This is a genomic window from Pseudomonas sp. MM211 (genome assembly GCF_020386635.1).
In the GTDB taxonomy this organism is placed as follows: Bacteria; Pseudomonadota; Gammaproteobacteria; order Pseudomonadales; family Pseudomonadaceae; genus Aquipseudomonas.
On record NZ_CP081942.1, the window covers coordinates 3,276,893 to 3,289,944 of the forward strand.

A 13,052-nucleotide genomic window follows, 5' to 3' on the forward strand; every position below is an offset into this window, starting at 1 on the left:
CCTGATGAATTGGACATGGTTTCACAAGTTGGGCTCGCCCAAATGGTTCTATGAAATCAGTGGCCGCTGGCTGCCCGGGCTGGCCATCGCCGCTGCCGTGCTGCTGGTCGTGGGTACTGTCTGGGGGCTGGCATTCGCGCCACCGGACTACCAGCAGGGCAACAGTTTCCGAATCATCTACATCCACGTGCCGGCGGCTTTCCTGGCGCAGTCGATCTACGTGATGCTGGCCGTGGCTGGGCTCGTCGGTCTGGTATGGAAGATGAAACTGGCTGATGTCGCCCTGCAGCAGGCTGCGCCCGTCGGCGCCTGGATGACCGCCATCGCGCTGATCACCGGCGCGGTGTGGGGCAAGCCGACCTGGGGGACTTACTGGATTTGGGATGCGCGCCTGACCTCGATGCTGATCCTGCTGTTTCTGTATTTCGGCGTGATCGCCCTCGGCCAGGCGATCAGCAACCGCGACAGCGCCGCCAAGGCCTGCGCAGTACTGGCGGTGGTCGGGGTGATCAACATCCCGATCATCAAGTATTCGGTGGAGTGGTGGAACACCCTGCACCAGCCAGCCACTTTCAGCGTTATCGACAAGCCGGCGATGCCCATGCAGATGTGGCTGCCGCTGCTGATCATGGTGCTGGGCTTCTACTGCTTCTTCGCCGCCGTGCTGCTGATGCGCATGCGCCTCGAAGTGTTACGCCGCGAAGCACGCAGCAGCTGGGTGAAGGCCGAGATCCGCGCGCAGGTGGAGGGTAAACGATGAGTTTTTCGTCATTCGCCGACTTCCTCGCCATGGGCAACCACGGTGCTTATGTCTGGTCAGCCTACGGCATCTGCTTTGCCGTGCTGGTGCTAAATGTGCTGTTGCCGCTGCATGCGCGGCGCCGCCATCTGCAGGATGAGGCGCGTCGTATGCGCCGGGAGGAATCACGTTGAACGCTGTTCGCAAGAAGCGCCTGTTTATCGTTCTGGCCATCGTCGCCGGGGTCGGTATCGCCGTAGCGCTGGCCTTGAGCGCATTGCAGCAGAACATCAACCTGTTCTACAGCCCAAGCCAGATAGTCAACGGCGAAGCGCCATTGGATACCCGAATCCGCGCTGGAGGCATGGTGGAAAAGGGCTCGGTGAAACGCTCGAGTGACTCGCTGCAGACCGACTTCGTGGTCTCCGACGGCGTCGCACAGGTGACCATCCGCTTTCACGGCATCCTGCCGGACCTGTTTCGCGAGGGGCAGGGCATCGTCGCCATGGGCAAGGTCGATGACAGCGGCATGCTGCTCGCCGACGAAGTGCTGGCCAAGCACGATGAGAACTACATGCCGCCCGAGGTCAAGCAGGCTTTGGAGCAGAGTGGCATGAGCAAGCAATACGAGAAGGCCGGGGAGGCCACGCAATGATTCCCGAACTCGGCCATCTGGCAATGATCCTCGCGCTGTGCCTGGCCCTGGTGCAGTCCACGCTGCCGCTGATTGGCGCCTGGCGCGGCGATCGGCAGTGGATGAGCCTGGCGCAGCCTGCCGCCTGGGGGCAGTTTGCCTTTCTGGTGTTTTCCTTCGCCTGCCTTACGTATTCCTTTATGGCCGACGATTTTTCCGTAGCCTACGTGGCGCAGAATTCCAACACCGCGCTGCCCTGGTATTACAAATTCAGCGCCGTATGGGGCGCCCACGAGGGCTCGCTGTTGCTTTGGGCGCTGATTCTCGGCGGTTGGACTTTCGCCGTGGCGATCTTTTCCCGACAGTTGCCCGAGGAGATGCTCGCCCGTGTGCTGGGCGTGATGGGCATCATCAGCGTCGGCTTCCTACTGTTTCTGATCATCACCTCGAATCCGTTCACTCGCTTACTGCCGAACGTGCCGTCCGATGGCCGCGACCTCAATCCGCTGCTGCAGGATTTCGGCCTGATCATTCACCCGCCGATGCTCTACATGGGCTACGTGGGTTTCTCGGTGGCCTTCGCCTTCGCCATTGCTGCTCTGCTCGGCGGCAAGCTGGACGCCGCCTGGGCCCGCTGGTCGCGGCCCTGGACCATCGTTGCCTGGGCCTTTCTAGGCATCGGCATCGCCTTGGGCTCATGGTGGGCCTACTACGAACTCGGCTGGGGCGGCTGGTGGTTCTGGGATCCGGTGGAAAACGCTTCGTTCATGCCCTGGCTGGTCGGCACCGCGCTGATCCACTCCCTGGCTGTGACCGAGAAGCGCGGTGTGTTCAAGAGCTGGACAGTGCTGCTCGCCATCGCCGCGTTCTCCCTGAGCCTGCTGGGGACTTTTCTGGTTCGCTCCGGGGTGCTGACCTCGGTGCATGCGTTCGCCAGTGATCCGGAGCGGGGCGTATTCATTCTCGCCTTCCTGTTGCTGGTGGTCGGCGGTTCGCTGACCCTGTTCGCCCTGCGTGCCCCCGTGGTGCGCAGCCAGGTCGGCTTCAGCCTGTGGTCGCGGGAAACCCTGCTGCTGGCCAACAACTTGATTCTGGTGGTGGCGGCCTCGATGATCCTGCTTGGCACCCTTTATCCGCTGGTGCTGGATGCCCTGAGCGGCGCCAAACTGTCGGTCGGCCCGCCGTATTTCAATGCGTTGTTCGTACCTCTGATGGGCTTGCTGATGGCGGTACTCGCGGTTGGCGTGCTGGTGCGCTGGAAGGACACGCCCGTGCGCTGGCTGCTCGGCATGCTCGCGCCGGTGTTGGTGGCCAGCGTGATATTGGCGTTGCTGGCCAGTTGGCTGTGGGGCGATTTCCACTGGGCGGTGCTCGGTGTTTGCATGCTGGCCGCGTGGGTGGTTCTGGCCGGGTTGCGTGATATTCAGGACAAAACCCGCCACAAGGGCTTGTTCAAAGGCATGGCCAGCCTTGGCCGCAGTTACTGGGGCATGCAGCTGGCTCACCTGGGCCTGGCGGTCTGCGCACTGGGGGTGATCCTCACCAGCCTCGGCAGCTTCGAGCGCGACATGCGCATGGCGCCGGGTGATGCCGTGGAACTGGGCGGTTATCGGTTCGTGTTCGAAGGGGCGGCGCATCACGAGGGGCCGAACTTCATCTCCGACCGCGGTACGGTACGGGTCTTCGAAGGCGAGCGGCAGATCGCTCTGCTGCACCCGGAAAAACGCCTGTACACCGTGCAGCAATCGGTGATGACCGAAGCCGGCATCGACGCTGGCCTGACCCGCGACCTGTTCGTTGCTCTTGGCGAGCCGCTGGAGCAGGGCGCCTGGGCCGTGCGCGTGCACATCAAGCCCTTCGTACGTTGGATTTGGCTGGGCGCCTTGATGATGGGTTTCGGCGGCTTCCTCGCCGCAGCCGACAAGCGCTACCGGATGAAGGTCAAGACGCGCGTGCGTGACGCGCTTGGCCTGCAGGAGGCACAAGCATGAGACGGCTGATTCTGTTGTTACCGCTGGTGATCTTTCTTGGCGTGGCGGTGTTTCTCTATCGCGGTCTGTTTCTCGACCCCGCCGAGTTGCCGTCGGCGCTGATCGACAAGCCCTTCCCGGCATTCTCCCTGCCGGCAGTGGAGGGCGATCAACTGATCACCCGGGAAAACCTCCTCGGCAAGCCTTCGTTGGTCAACGTCTGGGCCACTTGGTGCGTTGCCTGCAAGGTCGAACACCCGGTGCTCAACAAGCTGGCCTCCCTGGGCGTGACTATCCATGGCGTCAACTACAAGGACGACAACGCTGCCGCGCAGAAATGGTTGAGCGATTTCCACGATCCTTATCAGCTCAATATCAGCGATCCTAAGGGCACCCTTGGCCTGGATCTGGGCGTGTACGGCGCGCCTGAAACCTTCTTCGTCGACGCCAAGGGCATCATCCGCCACAAGTTCGTCGGCGTGATCGACGAGGCGATCTGGCGTGAAAAGCTCGCGCCGCTGTACCAGCAGATGGTCGACGAGGCGGGGCAATGAAGCGTCTTTTGATCGGGCTGAGCCTGTTGCTGGTGCTGGTCGGTGTGGCCCATGCAGCCATCGACACCTACGAATTCGCCAGCGAGGCCGAACGCGCCCGCTACCGCCAGCTCACTGAAGAACTGCGCTGCCCGAAATGCCAGAACCAGAACATCGCCGACTCCGACGCGCCGATCGCCATGGACCTGCGCGCCGAGATCTATCGCATGCTCGAGGCTGGCGACAGCAACGCGCAGATCATTGATTACCTGGTCGCCCGTTATGGCGACTTCGTGCTCTACAAACCGCCGGTTACCCGCCGCACCTTGTTGCTCTGGTATGGCCCGGCAGCACTTCTGGTCGGTGGTTTCGTGCTGCTCGGGGTGATCGTGCTGCGCCGCCGCAAGGCTGGCGGAGAGGTCTCCACGGGCTTGTCGAACGATGAACAGCAACGTCTGGCGCAACTGCTCGAGCAGGCGCCTCTGGATAAGAAAGAGCCATGATCGAATTCTGGTTGTCCGCCGGCCTGTTGTGTCTGGTCGCCGTGAGTTTTCTGTTGATACCGCTGTTGCGCGGTCGCAAGGTTCAGGCCGAGGAAGATCGCACCGCCCTGAACGTCACCCTCTATCAGGAGCGCCTGCGCGAGCTGGAGCAACAGCACCAGGCCGGCACGTTGGATAGCGCCCGGTTGCAGACGGCCCGTGACGAAGCCGCGCGCGAGCTGCTGGCCGATACCGAAGGCAGCGGTCAAGTGAAGGTCGGGCGTCTGGGGCGCACCGTGCCGCTGATCGCCGCCGTGCTGATTCCGCTGCTTGGCGTGTTGCTCTATGCGCAGTGGGGCGCTATCGGCGAGGTCGAGCGGGCGCGAACCTTCACCGGCGAGCCACGCAGCATCGAGGAAATGACCGCACGCCTGGAACAGGCCGTGCAAAGCAACCCGGAGTCCCCCGAGGGCTGGTATTTCCTGGGCCGCAGCTACATGGCGCAGGAGCGCCCGGCGGATGCAGCGCGAGCGTTCGAGCAGGCGGTAAAGGTGGCTGGCCGCGAGCCCGAGCTGCTCGGGCAGTGGGCCCAGGCCCTGTACTTTGCCGGTGACAAACAGTGGACCGCGCAACTGGATTCGCTGACCGGCGAGGCGCTGCAGGCCGATCCGGAGGAAGTCACCAGCCTGGGGCTGCTAGGTATAGCCGCCTACGAGGAGCATCGTTTCCAGGATGCCATCGGCTACTGGGAACGGCTCGTCGCGATTTTGCCGGAGGGCGATCCGTCCCGTCAGGCAATCGCGGGCGGCATCTCTCGGGCCCGTCAGGAAATCGATCCGCAGGCCGGGGCTGGCGCCGCCGCGCAGACGCAGGAAATCGGCAGCTTGCAGGTGCGGGTCGAGCTGGCGGATGCGCTGCGTGACAAGGTGCAGCCGGGCGACACGGTGTTCGTCTTCGCCCGCGCCGCATCCGGGCCGCCCATGCCGTTGGCGGTCAAGCGCTTGAGCGTGGCTGATCTACCAGCGCAGGTCAGTCTCTCGGACAGCGATGCGATGATGCCAGAACTGAAACTTTCCGCGTTCGACCAGGTTCAACTGGTAGCGCGCATTTCGCGCGCCGGCGATGCGAAAAGCGGCGAGTGGATTGGTCAGGGGCAACCATTGTCCAGCACCACCCAGACCGTGCAACGCCTGATCATCGATAGTGCTGACGGCAAACAACCATGAATAAACTGATGTCGGCTGCCCTTGCGGCCACCCTGTTGAGTCTCGCCGGCTGTACCTTGCACAGCCCCGCGCCCGGCACCGATGGCTCCTCGGCACCCGCTGGCTCACCGCCAGCCAGCAAATCTCACCCGCGCTTCGCACCGCCACCGGGCGTTTCCAGCCACTGGGACGGCGGGCTGGGGGTCTATGTCGTCGACTCCGAGCATGACACCTACTACCGCGAACGTACCTTCTATCGCTGGAGCGACGGCTGGAGCTGGGCCGGCACCCTGCAAGGCCCATGGCAACCCGTGGACAGCAGCGGCGTGCCGCCAGCCCTCTACCGCCACCACGCCCAGTAAGTGTTGCCTTCGATGCAGGTATAAAAACGCAGAGCCAACATCAGCCACCACCGCGTTGAATGGCCTGGTGAGGTCTGCGGTGCGTAGGAGCCCGCTTGCGGGCGATGCAATGGTAGGTATCCAGCGGCGTAGGGTGGGCTTTAGCCCACCAATAATGGCGTTTCGTATCAGTCGTCATCCCGCCGCCAGTAACCGGCGGCTTTGATGCGGTCTTCATCGATACCATGCTCGTCGATCAGCACACGACGAACCTTGCGAGACTGATTGGCCTCGCAGGCGACCCAGGCATAAACCTCTCCCTCAGGCGTGCGCAACGCGTGCACGGCCTCGACCAGGCTGCGCTCGCCACGAATCAACCACAGCAGCTCCACCTCGGCCGCGCTGGGTAAGCGCTGCTTTTCCGGCTCGTTCTAAATCTCCACCAGCACCGTAGCCTTACGTCCTGGCGTAAGTCCCTCCAGCCATCGGCCAATGGCGGGCAGGGCGGTTTCGTCGCCAATCAGCAGGTAGGCGTCGAAAATATCCGGTACCACCAGAGAGCTTCGAGGCCCGGCGATATACAACCGTTGGCCGGGTTGCACCTGACTCGCCCAGGTTGAAGCAGGGCCGTCGCCATGCAGCACGAAGTCCACGTCCAGTTCACCTGCCTGCGGGTCATGGCGGCGCGGCGTGTAGTCCCGCGTTACCGGGCGCTCGCCATCGCGGCCGGCCAGAAAGTCGTCGAGGCGGCGTTGTTCACCCTCGTCGCGGGCGAACAACAGCTTGATATGGTCATCCGCAGCGGCGGAAACGAAACCCTCGAGCGCCTCGCCAGCAAAGGTCACCCGGCGCATGCGCGGTGTGACATCCGCCACCCGCACTACCGTCAGGCAGCGGCGAGCAGTGGGGTGCATCACGCGCTCGATGGTCTCGGTCGTCGAAGTCACTCGTCTCACGCCTTCCTCCACTAGATACACCTTGCTCCGATCACTGATCGCCAGCTTTGTGCCGCTGACACAAGGTTATGGCTTGGGTCGCTGCCGATTATCTTGCGATTATCGAACCATAGTTCGATAATCGATCACAATCGCCAGGACGAGTTGATAGCCCATGACCGAATCCCGTTCTCTGCCAAGCCCAATGGCGCCGCCTATCATTGCCTCGCCGGCGAAGCGTATCGAGGCCCTCACCGGTGATCCGAATTTCATGACGTCGCTGGCGCGAGGGCTGGCGGTCATTCATGCCTTCCAGGAGCGCAAGCGCCACCTGACCATCGCGCAGATCAGCCATCGTACTGAAATCCCCCGCGCCGCCGTGCGGCGGTGCCTGCACACGTTGATGAAGCTGGGTTACGTCACCACCGATGGGCGCGTTTATTCACTGCTGCCCAAGGTGCTGACGCTGGGCCATGCCTACTTGTCATCGACGCCGATGGCAGTAACCGCTCAGCCGATCCTGGATCGCCTCAGCGAGCAACTCCACGAGGCCTGCTCCATGGCCACGCTGGAGGGCGACGAGATTCTCTACATCGCTCGCTCAGCGACACCGCAGCGGCTCATTTCCGTTGATTTGAGTGTGGGCAGCCGGTTGCCGGCCTACTGCACCTCCATGGGCCGAATCCTGTTGGCTGCATTGGATGATGCGGCGGTGGATGACTACCTGAGCCACGCCGAACTGCAGGTAAAGACCAGCCGCACATTGCACACAGCTGAAGACTTGCGTGCTTCTATCGAAGAAATCCGTCGCCAGGGCTGGGTGATCATCGATCAGGAATTGGAAGTCAGCCTGCGTTCCATCGCTGTACCGCTCAAGGACTCTGCTGGCCAGGTATTGGCGGCGCTCAACGTTGGCACCCATGTAGGGCGCGTCTCGAGGCAGGATCTGGAAAATCGCTTCTTGCCGATCCTGCTGGAAGCCAGCCACGAATTGAGCACGCGGTTGTTCCAATAGCGCTCCCCGGGTGTCGCTTTGCTCGACCCGGCTACTCGGGAGTGATTGTGAGATCCGTAGCTTGGGTTGAGCGCAGCGATACCCAGGAATGAGCGCGATACGATCCCTTTGCCATACCCAGCCCACGGCTTGCCCATTCAACAACCTGATGATGGCAGGGCTAAGCCTGTTGCTTCGCTACACTCGGCCTGTCTTTCATTGGCCAGCAGGGCAGGTAGTGTATGCACAATCGTATGATGATTACGGGGGCCGGATCTGGTTTGGGGCGTGAGATCGCGCTGCGCTGGGCGCGTGAGGGCTGGCGCCTGGCGTTGTCGGACGTCAACGATGCGGGCCTTGCCGAAACGCTGCGCCTGGTACGTGACGCCGGCGGGGAAGGTTTCACCCTGCGCTGTGACGTGCGAGATTACAGCCAGCTCACCGCGTTCGCTCAGGCTTGCGAAGAGAAGCTCGGTGGCATCGATATCATCGTCAATAACGCCGGTGTCGCTTCGGGCGGGTTCTTCGCCGAGCTGTCGCTGGAGGATTGGGATTGGCAGCTGTCGATCAACCTGATGGGCGTCGTGAAGGGCTGCAAGGCGTTTCTGCCGCTGCTCGAACGCAGCCAGGGTCGCATCGTCAACATCGCCTCGATGGCGGCCTTGATGCAGGGCCCGGGCATGAGCAACTACAACGTGGCCAAGGCCGGCGTGGTGGCACTGTCGGAGAGCCTGCTGGTCGAGCTCAAGCCATTACAGGTCGGCGTGCACGTGGTGTGCCCATCGTTCTTCCAGACCAATCTGCTCGATTCCTTCCGCGGCCCCACGCCCGCCATGAAGGCGCAGGTCGGCAAGTTGCTGGAGAGCTCTCCCATCAGCGCCGAATTCATCGCCGATTACATCTTCCAGGCGTTGGCCGACGGGCAGTTCATGATTCTGCCCCACGAGCAGGGCCGCCAAGCCTGGGCGCTCAAGCAGAGAAACCCGCAGCTGCTGTATGACGAAATGACCGTGATGTGCGAGAAGATGCGCGCCAAGGCAACCAGTCACCGATAGTCCTGAAGCCCCACTCAATCGTACTGCCCACAATCCTGTAGGAGCCCGCTTGCGGGCGATACGGTCGTAGCCGGTATGCGATCGTGTGTCATGGCCGCCAATCGCCGGCAAGCCGGCTCCGACATTATTGGGTGAACCGGGCAGCCTTTCGCCGGGAAATAGCTGCTCCTGCCTACTGATTACTGCATTGTTCTTAGAAGAGAGAGCCCGCTGCCAGGCTTGCTCAAATCCAGGTCTGCCGGTAGGGTTGCCGCCTTGGCTAACCTGGCCACCTGATCAGGAAATCTCGTGAAACCCGTCTCTCGCGCTTTGTTGCTGTTGGCTCTAGTGGCTGCAGCGGTGAATTTGCGCCCTGGCATTACCTCGCTGGCGCCCCTTATCGAACGCATCGCCCAGGAGCTGTCCCTGAGCCGAGGCTTTATCAGCCTCACCACCGCATTACCGGTATTGTGTATGGGCCTGCTGGCACCGCTTGCTCCACGTCTGGCGGTCAGGCTAGGGTTGGAGCGCACCCTTACGCTGTGTCTTGGCGCGATCACCCTGGCGCTGGTGCTGCGCCTGATCGGTCACTCCAGTGTGATGCTGATCGGCAGCGCCGTGCTACTGGGCGCCGCTATTGCGATTGCCGGGCCACTGCTGTCGGGGTTCATCAAGCGCCATTTCGTTGGGCGCATGGGGCAGGTGCTTGCCTGGTACTCACTGAGCATGGCTATCGGCGGTGCGGTCGGTGTTGTGCTGACCACGCCGGCCACGCAGTTGTTCGCCGATGACTGGAGTTACGGCTTGGCTATCTGGGCGTTACCTGCCGCTCTGGCTGTGGCGATCTGGTGCTACCTGCCCAAACAACAGGCCGAACCGCTGAGCCGTGAAGATGCCTCTGCCGGCTTGCCCTGGCGCGAACCGCGGGCATGGTTGATCAGTGCCTACTTCGCCCTGCAGGCCGGTTTGTTTTATGCGATTGCGACCTGGACAGTGGCGCGCTATCAGGAAGCAGGCCTGTCAGCCGCTCATAGCAACACGCTATTCAGCCTGGCAATGTTGATGGGCTTGCCAAGCTCCTTTCTGTTGCCGTGGCTGGTACAGCGGGTGAGCAATCACTATCTGCTGATGGTTGCTTGTGGCTCGATGACACTGGTCAGCTTGAGCATGATCACCTTCCAGCCCACCTTTGTGCCTGAGCTCTGGGCGTTGACATTGGGTTTTGGCATGAGTGGTTCCTTCGCCCTGTCGCTGCTGTTGCCAATCTACGAGGCCGGCTCGCCCATGGCGGTAAGCCGCTGGACGGCCATGATGCAGGGCATGGGCTATAGCGTGGCGTGCCTGACGCCGTTGCTCACTGGCCTGGCGCGGGACATGGCCGGCACCTACAAGGTGCCTTTCATGGTACTGACCAGCATGGCAGTGGTGATGGTGCTGTTGGCCTGGTTGATGCGCAAAGGGCCACGCCGCGCCAGCACGTAGAAACTGTTTGAGCGCGCTCGGAATCAGGTGTGGCAGGAGCGTCGACCCTTTTGCGATGCGATAGCGGCCATCTCGCAGCATCCATGGTGCTACCAGCAATCGTCGTGGCGCACAGCTACAGAAGCCTCGCACTTACCGCTAAGACCGATTACAGCGCGCTTACTGGCTCTCAGAGTTTCCCTGAACTGCCCGGTATGATAGAAGGCAGCCAGTTTTTTGCGGAGTGACCCCGTGGAATCGGAATCCATCGTCTATGGCAGCATTCGTGACTGGCCGTCGGACAGCCCATCAGAGAGCCGCTTGCGGCGACTGCTCAACCATCAGGTGCTCGAAGCCTTGCCTGTTGGCGATGCCTGGCCATTCCTCGGTCGCGAGATGTTTTCCTGCTGCCAGCGGCCGGGCAGCGGCTTGTACCAGACCCAGGTCATCCACTTTGGCGCGAGCTACCAGACCATCGAGTACGAATGGAAACTCTGGGTCGCCGAGTTCGAAGGCCTACTCAAACGCCTTTACTGGGCCAGTGCCGTGGTGCACCTGGAGACCGAGCTGAACGGTACCCACACCTTTCGCTGGGAGTCGGACACCGGTTTGCACAGCCCTCACGATGGCGGCTTGCGCGTGCGTTGCGCCTGGGAAAGAGAAGGTGGCCTGCGCGGCTAACCGCCTTGTAGCGCGTAGCTCCCGGCGCGAAAACGATTGTAGCTATTCCACAACCGTGGCTATTCCTCATCTTCTATCAGCCATTCCTTTGGCACATCGCGTTTAAGTGCCAACTGGCATTGTTGGCTCTCCGGGTCGAAAACGATCACCGCTTCGCCTTTATCCAGCGCACGACGAACGCGGGCAATACGTGTTTCCAGCGGTGTTTCGTCGCCATTGTCAGTGCCATCGCGCGTGACGAAGTCCTCGATCAGGCGGGTTAGGGTCTCTGCCTCGAGCAGGTGGGCGGGAATCAGCACGGTTTTCTCCTGAGGCGCTCTCGGGCCTTTGACCAGCATATGCGTTAGCTGTTTTGGACGGCGCTTCTGAGGTTTTGATCACCTCTTTCGCGCGTTCGTAAGCCGGGCAGGGTACGCATATCCTCAACAAACTACCCGACAAAGCAACATTCCAACCCAGACAACGACTTACGCTCATCTGCCGGAATCCGTCCTGGCTATTTCAGGAACCCAAGCACATTTTCCGGATTGGTGGTTTTTTAGACTGTTCAAAAGCTGATCAGCGTGCTAAAACCGTTCCATCGAGTGACATAGCCGCTTGAAAACGAAGGGAAAAGTATGACCAAGTCGGAGCTGATCGAAAGAATCGTCACCCACCAAGGACAACTTTCAAACAAAGATGTCGAGTTAGCCATCAAAACCATGCTGGAACAGATGTCCCAGGCGCTGGCGACTGGCGATCGCATCGAGATCCGTGGCTTTGGTAGTTTCTCTCTTCACTATCGGGCGCCACGTGTAGGTCGTAACCCGAAAACCGGCCAATCCGTTCGTCTGGATGGCAAGTTCGTTCCGCACTTCAAGCCTGGCAAGGAACTGCGCGACCGAGTGAACGAAGAAGAGGAATGACGATTTACCCGGTATCGCTCTAGCCCGGCTCTTTCAGCGTATCCCGCATATCATCCCGCCTCAAAGCCATCCTGTGCTTGGATTGGCTACGCCGTTAGCTCGCAATGAGCCAAGGCGCCTCAGATCTAACTCCCCAATAATAAAGCGCCATACCGCCCTACAGTCGCCTGTGGCTTAGCCGATACTGGTGACGATGCCAGCGCGTAACTTGCGATCGCAGCTCACCCTTCCTATCTACAGGTTTGCATATGAACTGGTTCTACGACGCCAAGCTCGCGTCCAAGCTGTACCTGGCATTCGCCCTCTGCGCCACCATCACTCTGGTTGTTGGCGCGGTAGGCAGTCAGGGGATCGGCTCACTGTCCTCCAGCCTGCAGCTGGTTTTCTCCAATAACCTCGTGTCCGTCGCCAAGACCGCCGAGGCTCGTTCCAACGCCGTAGCCCAGAACCGTGACCTGTATCGCTTGCTCGATGCGGCCACGGCGGGTGCGCCGCAATCGGAGCGCGCCGCCATCCTCAGCTCCATGAAGGAGAATCAACAAACCAGCGAGCGTGCCTTTGCTACATACCGCGCCACGCCTCTGGCAGACGATGAACGCGCCGCTGGCGACCAGATGGAAAAGGACTGGCCAGCCTATCAGGCACTCATCGAGCGCTCGCTGGGCCTCATCGAACGGGGGGATTTCGATGCGGCCAGGCTGCTGATTGCTGGCGAAGTCCATCAGGCCTATCGCACGGTCATCGACGAAATGGGCATCATGGTGGAGTCCAATAACCGTCAGATCGGTGAGGGTGCCGAAGATGCTCGGCAGAGGGAAGCGGCCGCCAAGCTCAATCTGTACATTGGTATCGGCCTGGCGTTTCTTGCCGCCTTCCTGCTGGGAATGTTCATCAGCCGGGTGATCAGTGCGCCTATCACCTTGGCGGTGCGCAACGCCGAGCATATCGCCGGTGGCGATCTGACCCACACCATCGCCAGCGGTCATCGAGACGAGGTCGGCCAGTTGCTGACAGCGCTCGGTGCCATGCAGGGCGGCCTCAAAGGCACCATTCAGCAGATCGCCAGCGCAGCCGATCAGCTGGCTTCTGCTGCGGAAGAGCTCAACGTGGTGACCGAGGAAAGCAGCCGTGGGTTGGT

At 61.5% G+C, this 13,052-nt stretch carries 14 protein-coding genes and 2 pseudogenes; 14 read left to right on the forward strand and 2 right to left on the reverse strand.

What is annotated here, in order from left to right; all coding sequences use genetic code 11:
• The first annotated feature begins 1 nt into the window (after nucleotide 1).
• Genes K5Q02_RS15025 through K5Q02_RS15060 form a run of 8 tightly spaced genes read left to right on the forward strand, consistent with a single transcriptional unit; the run spans nucleotide 2 to nucleotide 5,925 of the window.
• A complete protein-coding gene (locus K5Q02_RS15025) occupies nucleotides 2-760 on the forward strand; it encodes a heme ABC transporter permease (protein ID WP_225839699.1) in 759 nt (252 codons plus the stop codon).
• Entirely contained in the window at nucleotides 757-933 is a 177-nt protein-coding gene (ccmD, locus tag K5Q02_RS15030) for a heme exporter protein CcmD (protein WP_225831827.1), read from the forward strand. The genes K5Q02_RS15025 and ccmD overlap by 4 nt, the downstream gene beginning before the upstream one ends.
• A complete protein-coding gene (gene ccmE / locus K5Q02_RS15035; RefSeq protein WP_225831828.1) occupies nucleotides 930-1,394 on the forward strand; it encodes a cytochrome c maturation protein CcmE in 465 nt (154 codons plus the stop codon). Before ccmD ends, ccmE begins: the two co-directional genes overlap by 4 nt.
• A complete protein-coding gene (locus tag K5Q02_RS15040) occupies nucleotides 1,391-3,364 on the forward strand; it encodes a heme lyase CcmF/NrfE family subunit (RefSeq protein WP_225831829.1) in 1,974 nt (657 codons plus the stop codon). The genes ccmE and K5Q02_RS15040 overlap by 4 nt, the downstream gene beginning before the upstream one ends.
• Nucleotides 3,361-3,897 carry a DsbE family thiol:disulfide interchange protein gene (locus K5Q02_RS15045; RefSeq protein ID WP_225831830.1) on the forward strand — a complete coding sequence of 179 codons (537 nt, stop codon included), beginning with the start codon at nucleotides 3,361-3,363 and terminating at the stop codon, nucleotides 3,895-3,897. Before K5Q02_RS15040 ends, K5Q02_RS15045 begins: the two co-directional genes overlap by 4 nt.
• Complete coding sequence (locus tag K5Q02_RS15050; RefSeq protein WP_225831831.1) at nucleotides 3,894-4,379, forward strand: cytochrome c-type biogenesis protein; 486 nt, start codon at nucleotides 3,894-3,896, stop codon at nucleotides 4,377-4,379. Before K5Q02_RS15045 ends, K5Q02_RS15050 begins: the two co-directional genes overlap by 4 nt.
• The gene (gene ccmI, locus K5Q02_RS15055) at nucleotides 4,376-5,584 is read left to right on the forward strand and encodes a c-type cytochrome biogenesis protein CcmI (protein WP_225831832.1); all 1,209 of its coding nucleotides are present in this window, start codon (nucleotides 4,376-4,378) and stop codon (nucleotides 5,582-5,584) included. The genes K5Q02_RS15050 and ccmI overlap by 4 nt, the downstream gene beginning before the upstream one ends.
• Nucleotides 5,581-5,925: a hypothetical protein gene (locus tag K5Q02_RS15060; protein ID WP_225831833.1), complete on the forward strand. Its 345-nt coding sequence runs from the start codon at nucleotides 5,581-5,583 to the stop codon at nucleotides 5,923-5,925. Before ccmI ends, K5Q02_RS15060 begins: the two co-directional genes overlap by 4 nt.
• Before the next feature lie 167 nt (nucleotides 5,926-6,092).
• Here the strand turns inward: K5Q02_RS15060 and K5Q02_RS15065 are convergent.
• Nucleotides 6,093-6,818, reverse strand: a pseudogene (locus tag K5Q02_RS15065) (siderophore-interacting protein).
• A 196-nt stretch (nucleotides 6,819-7,014) separates the two neighbouring features.
• On the opposite strand from K5Q02_RS15065, the gene K5Q02_RS15070 reads away from it, so the two are divergent.
• From K5Q02_RS15070 to K5Q02_RS15085, 4 genes are all read left to right on the forward strand, one after another.
• A complete protein-coding gene (locus K5Q02_RS15070) occupies nucleotides 7,015-7,854 on the forward strand; it encodes an IclR family transcriptional regulator domain-containing protein (protein ID WP_225831834.1) in 840 nt (279 codons plus the stop codon).
• Between the two features lie 221 nt (nucleotides 7,855-8,075).
• The gene (locus K5Q02_RS15075; RefSeq protein WP_225831836.1) at nucleotides 8,076-8,888 is read left to right on the forward strand and encodes an SDR family oxidoreductase; all 813 of its coding nucleotides are present in this window, start codon (nucleotides 8,076-8,078) and stop codon (nucleotides 8,886-8,888) included.
• Between the two features lie 288 nt (nucleotides 8,889-9,176).
• The gene (locus K5Q02_RS15080) at nucleotides 9,177-10,349 is read left to right on the forward strand and encodes an MFS transporter (RefSeq protein WP_225831838.1); all 1,173 of its coding nucleotides are present in this window, start codon (nucleotides 9,177-9,179) and stop codon (nucleotides 10,347-10,349) included.
• 231 nt (nucleotides 10,350-10,580) lie between these two features.
• A complete protein-coding gene (locus tag K5Q02_RS15085) occupies nucleotides 10,581-11,009 on the forward strand; it encodes a hypothetical protein (RefSeq protein WP_225831840.1) in 429 nt (142 codons plus the stop codon).
• A gap of 59 nt (nucleotides 11,010-11,068) precedes the next feature.
• Here K5Q02_RS15085 and K5Q02_RS15090 read toward each other — a convergent pair whose 3' ends face one another.
• Nucleotides 11,069-11,308 carry a YheU family protein gene (locus tag K5Q02_RS15090; RefSeq protein ID WP_225831841.1) on the reverse strand — a complete coding sequence of 80 codons (240 nt, stop codon included), beginning with the start codon at nucleotides 11,306-11,308 and terminating at the stop codon, nucleotides 11,069-11,071.
• Between the two features lie 318 nt (nucleotides 11,309-11,626).
• On the opposite strand from K5Q02_RS15090, the gene ihfB reads away from it, so the two are divergent.
• Nucleotides 11,627-11,914, forward strand: a complete 288-nt coding sequence (ihfB, locus tag K5Q02_RS15095; RefSeq protein ID WP_042553988.1) for an integration host factor subunit beta — start codon at nucleotides 11,627-11,629, stop codon at nucleotides 11,912-11,914.
• 248 nt (nucleotides 11,915-12,162) lie between these two features.
• Nucleotides 12,163-12,897 (forward strand): annotated as a pseudogene (locus tag K5Q02_RS24615) (MCP four helix bundle domain-containing protein); the annotation flags it as partial.
• Nucleotides 12,898-13,052: the final 155 nt, after the last annotated feature.

Excerpts from the sequence above, each read along its gene's own strand:
- ccmD (WP_225831827.1), top strand. The coding sequence starts at position 757 with ATGAGTTTTTCGTCATTCGCCGACTTCCTCGCCATGGGCAACCACGGT.
- K5Q02_RS15040 (WP_225831829.1), top strand. The coding sequence starts at position 1,391 with ATGATTCCCGAACTCGGCCATCTGGCAATGATCCTCGCGCTGTGCCTG.
- K5Q02_RS15045 (WP_225831830.1), top strand. The coding sequence starts at position 3,361 with ATGAGACGGCTGATTCTGTTGTTACCGCTGGTGATCTTTCTTGGCGTG.
- K5Q02_RS15050 (WP_225831831.1), top strand. The coding sequence starts at position 3,894 with ATGAAGCGTCTTTTGATCGGGCTGAGCCTGTTGCTGGTGCTGGTCGGT.
- ccmI (WP_225831832.1), top strand. The coding sequence starts at position 4,376 with ATGATCGAATTCTGGTTGTCCGCCGGCCTGTTGTGTCTGGTCGCCGTG.
- K5Q02_RS15060 (WP_225831833.1), top strand. The coding sequence starts at position 5,581 with ATGAATAAACTGATGTCGGCTGCCCTTGCGGCCACCCTGTTGAGTCTC.
- K5Q02_RS15070 (WP_225831834.1), top strand. The coding sequence starts at position 7,015 with ATGACCGAATCCCGTTCTCTGCCAAGCCCAATGGCGCCGCCTATCATT.
- K5Q02_RS15075 (WP_225831836.1), top strand. The coding sequence starts at position 8,076 with ATGCACAATCGTATGATGATTACGGGGGCCGGATCTGGTTTGGGGCGT.
- ihfB (WP_042553988.1), top strand. The coding sequence starts at position 11,627 with ATGACCAAGTCGGAGCTGATCGAAAGAATCGTCACCCACCAAGGACAA.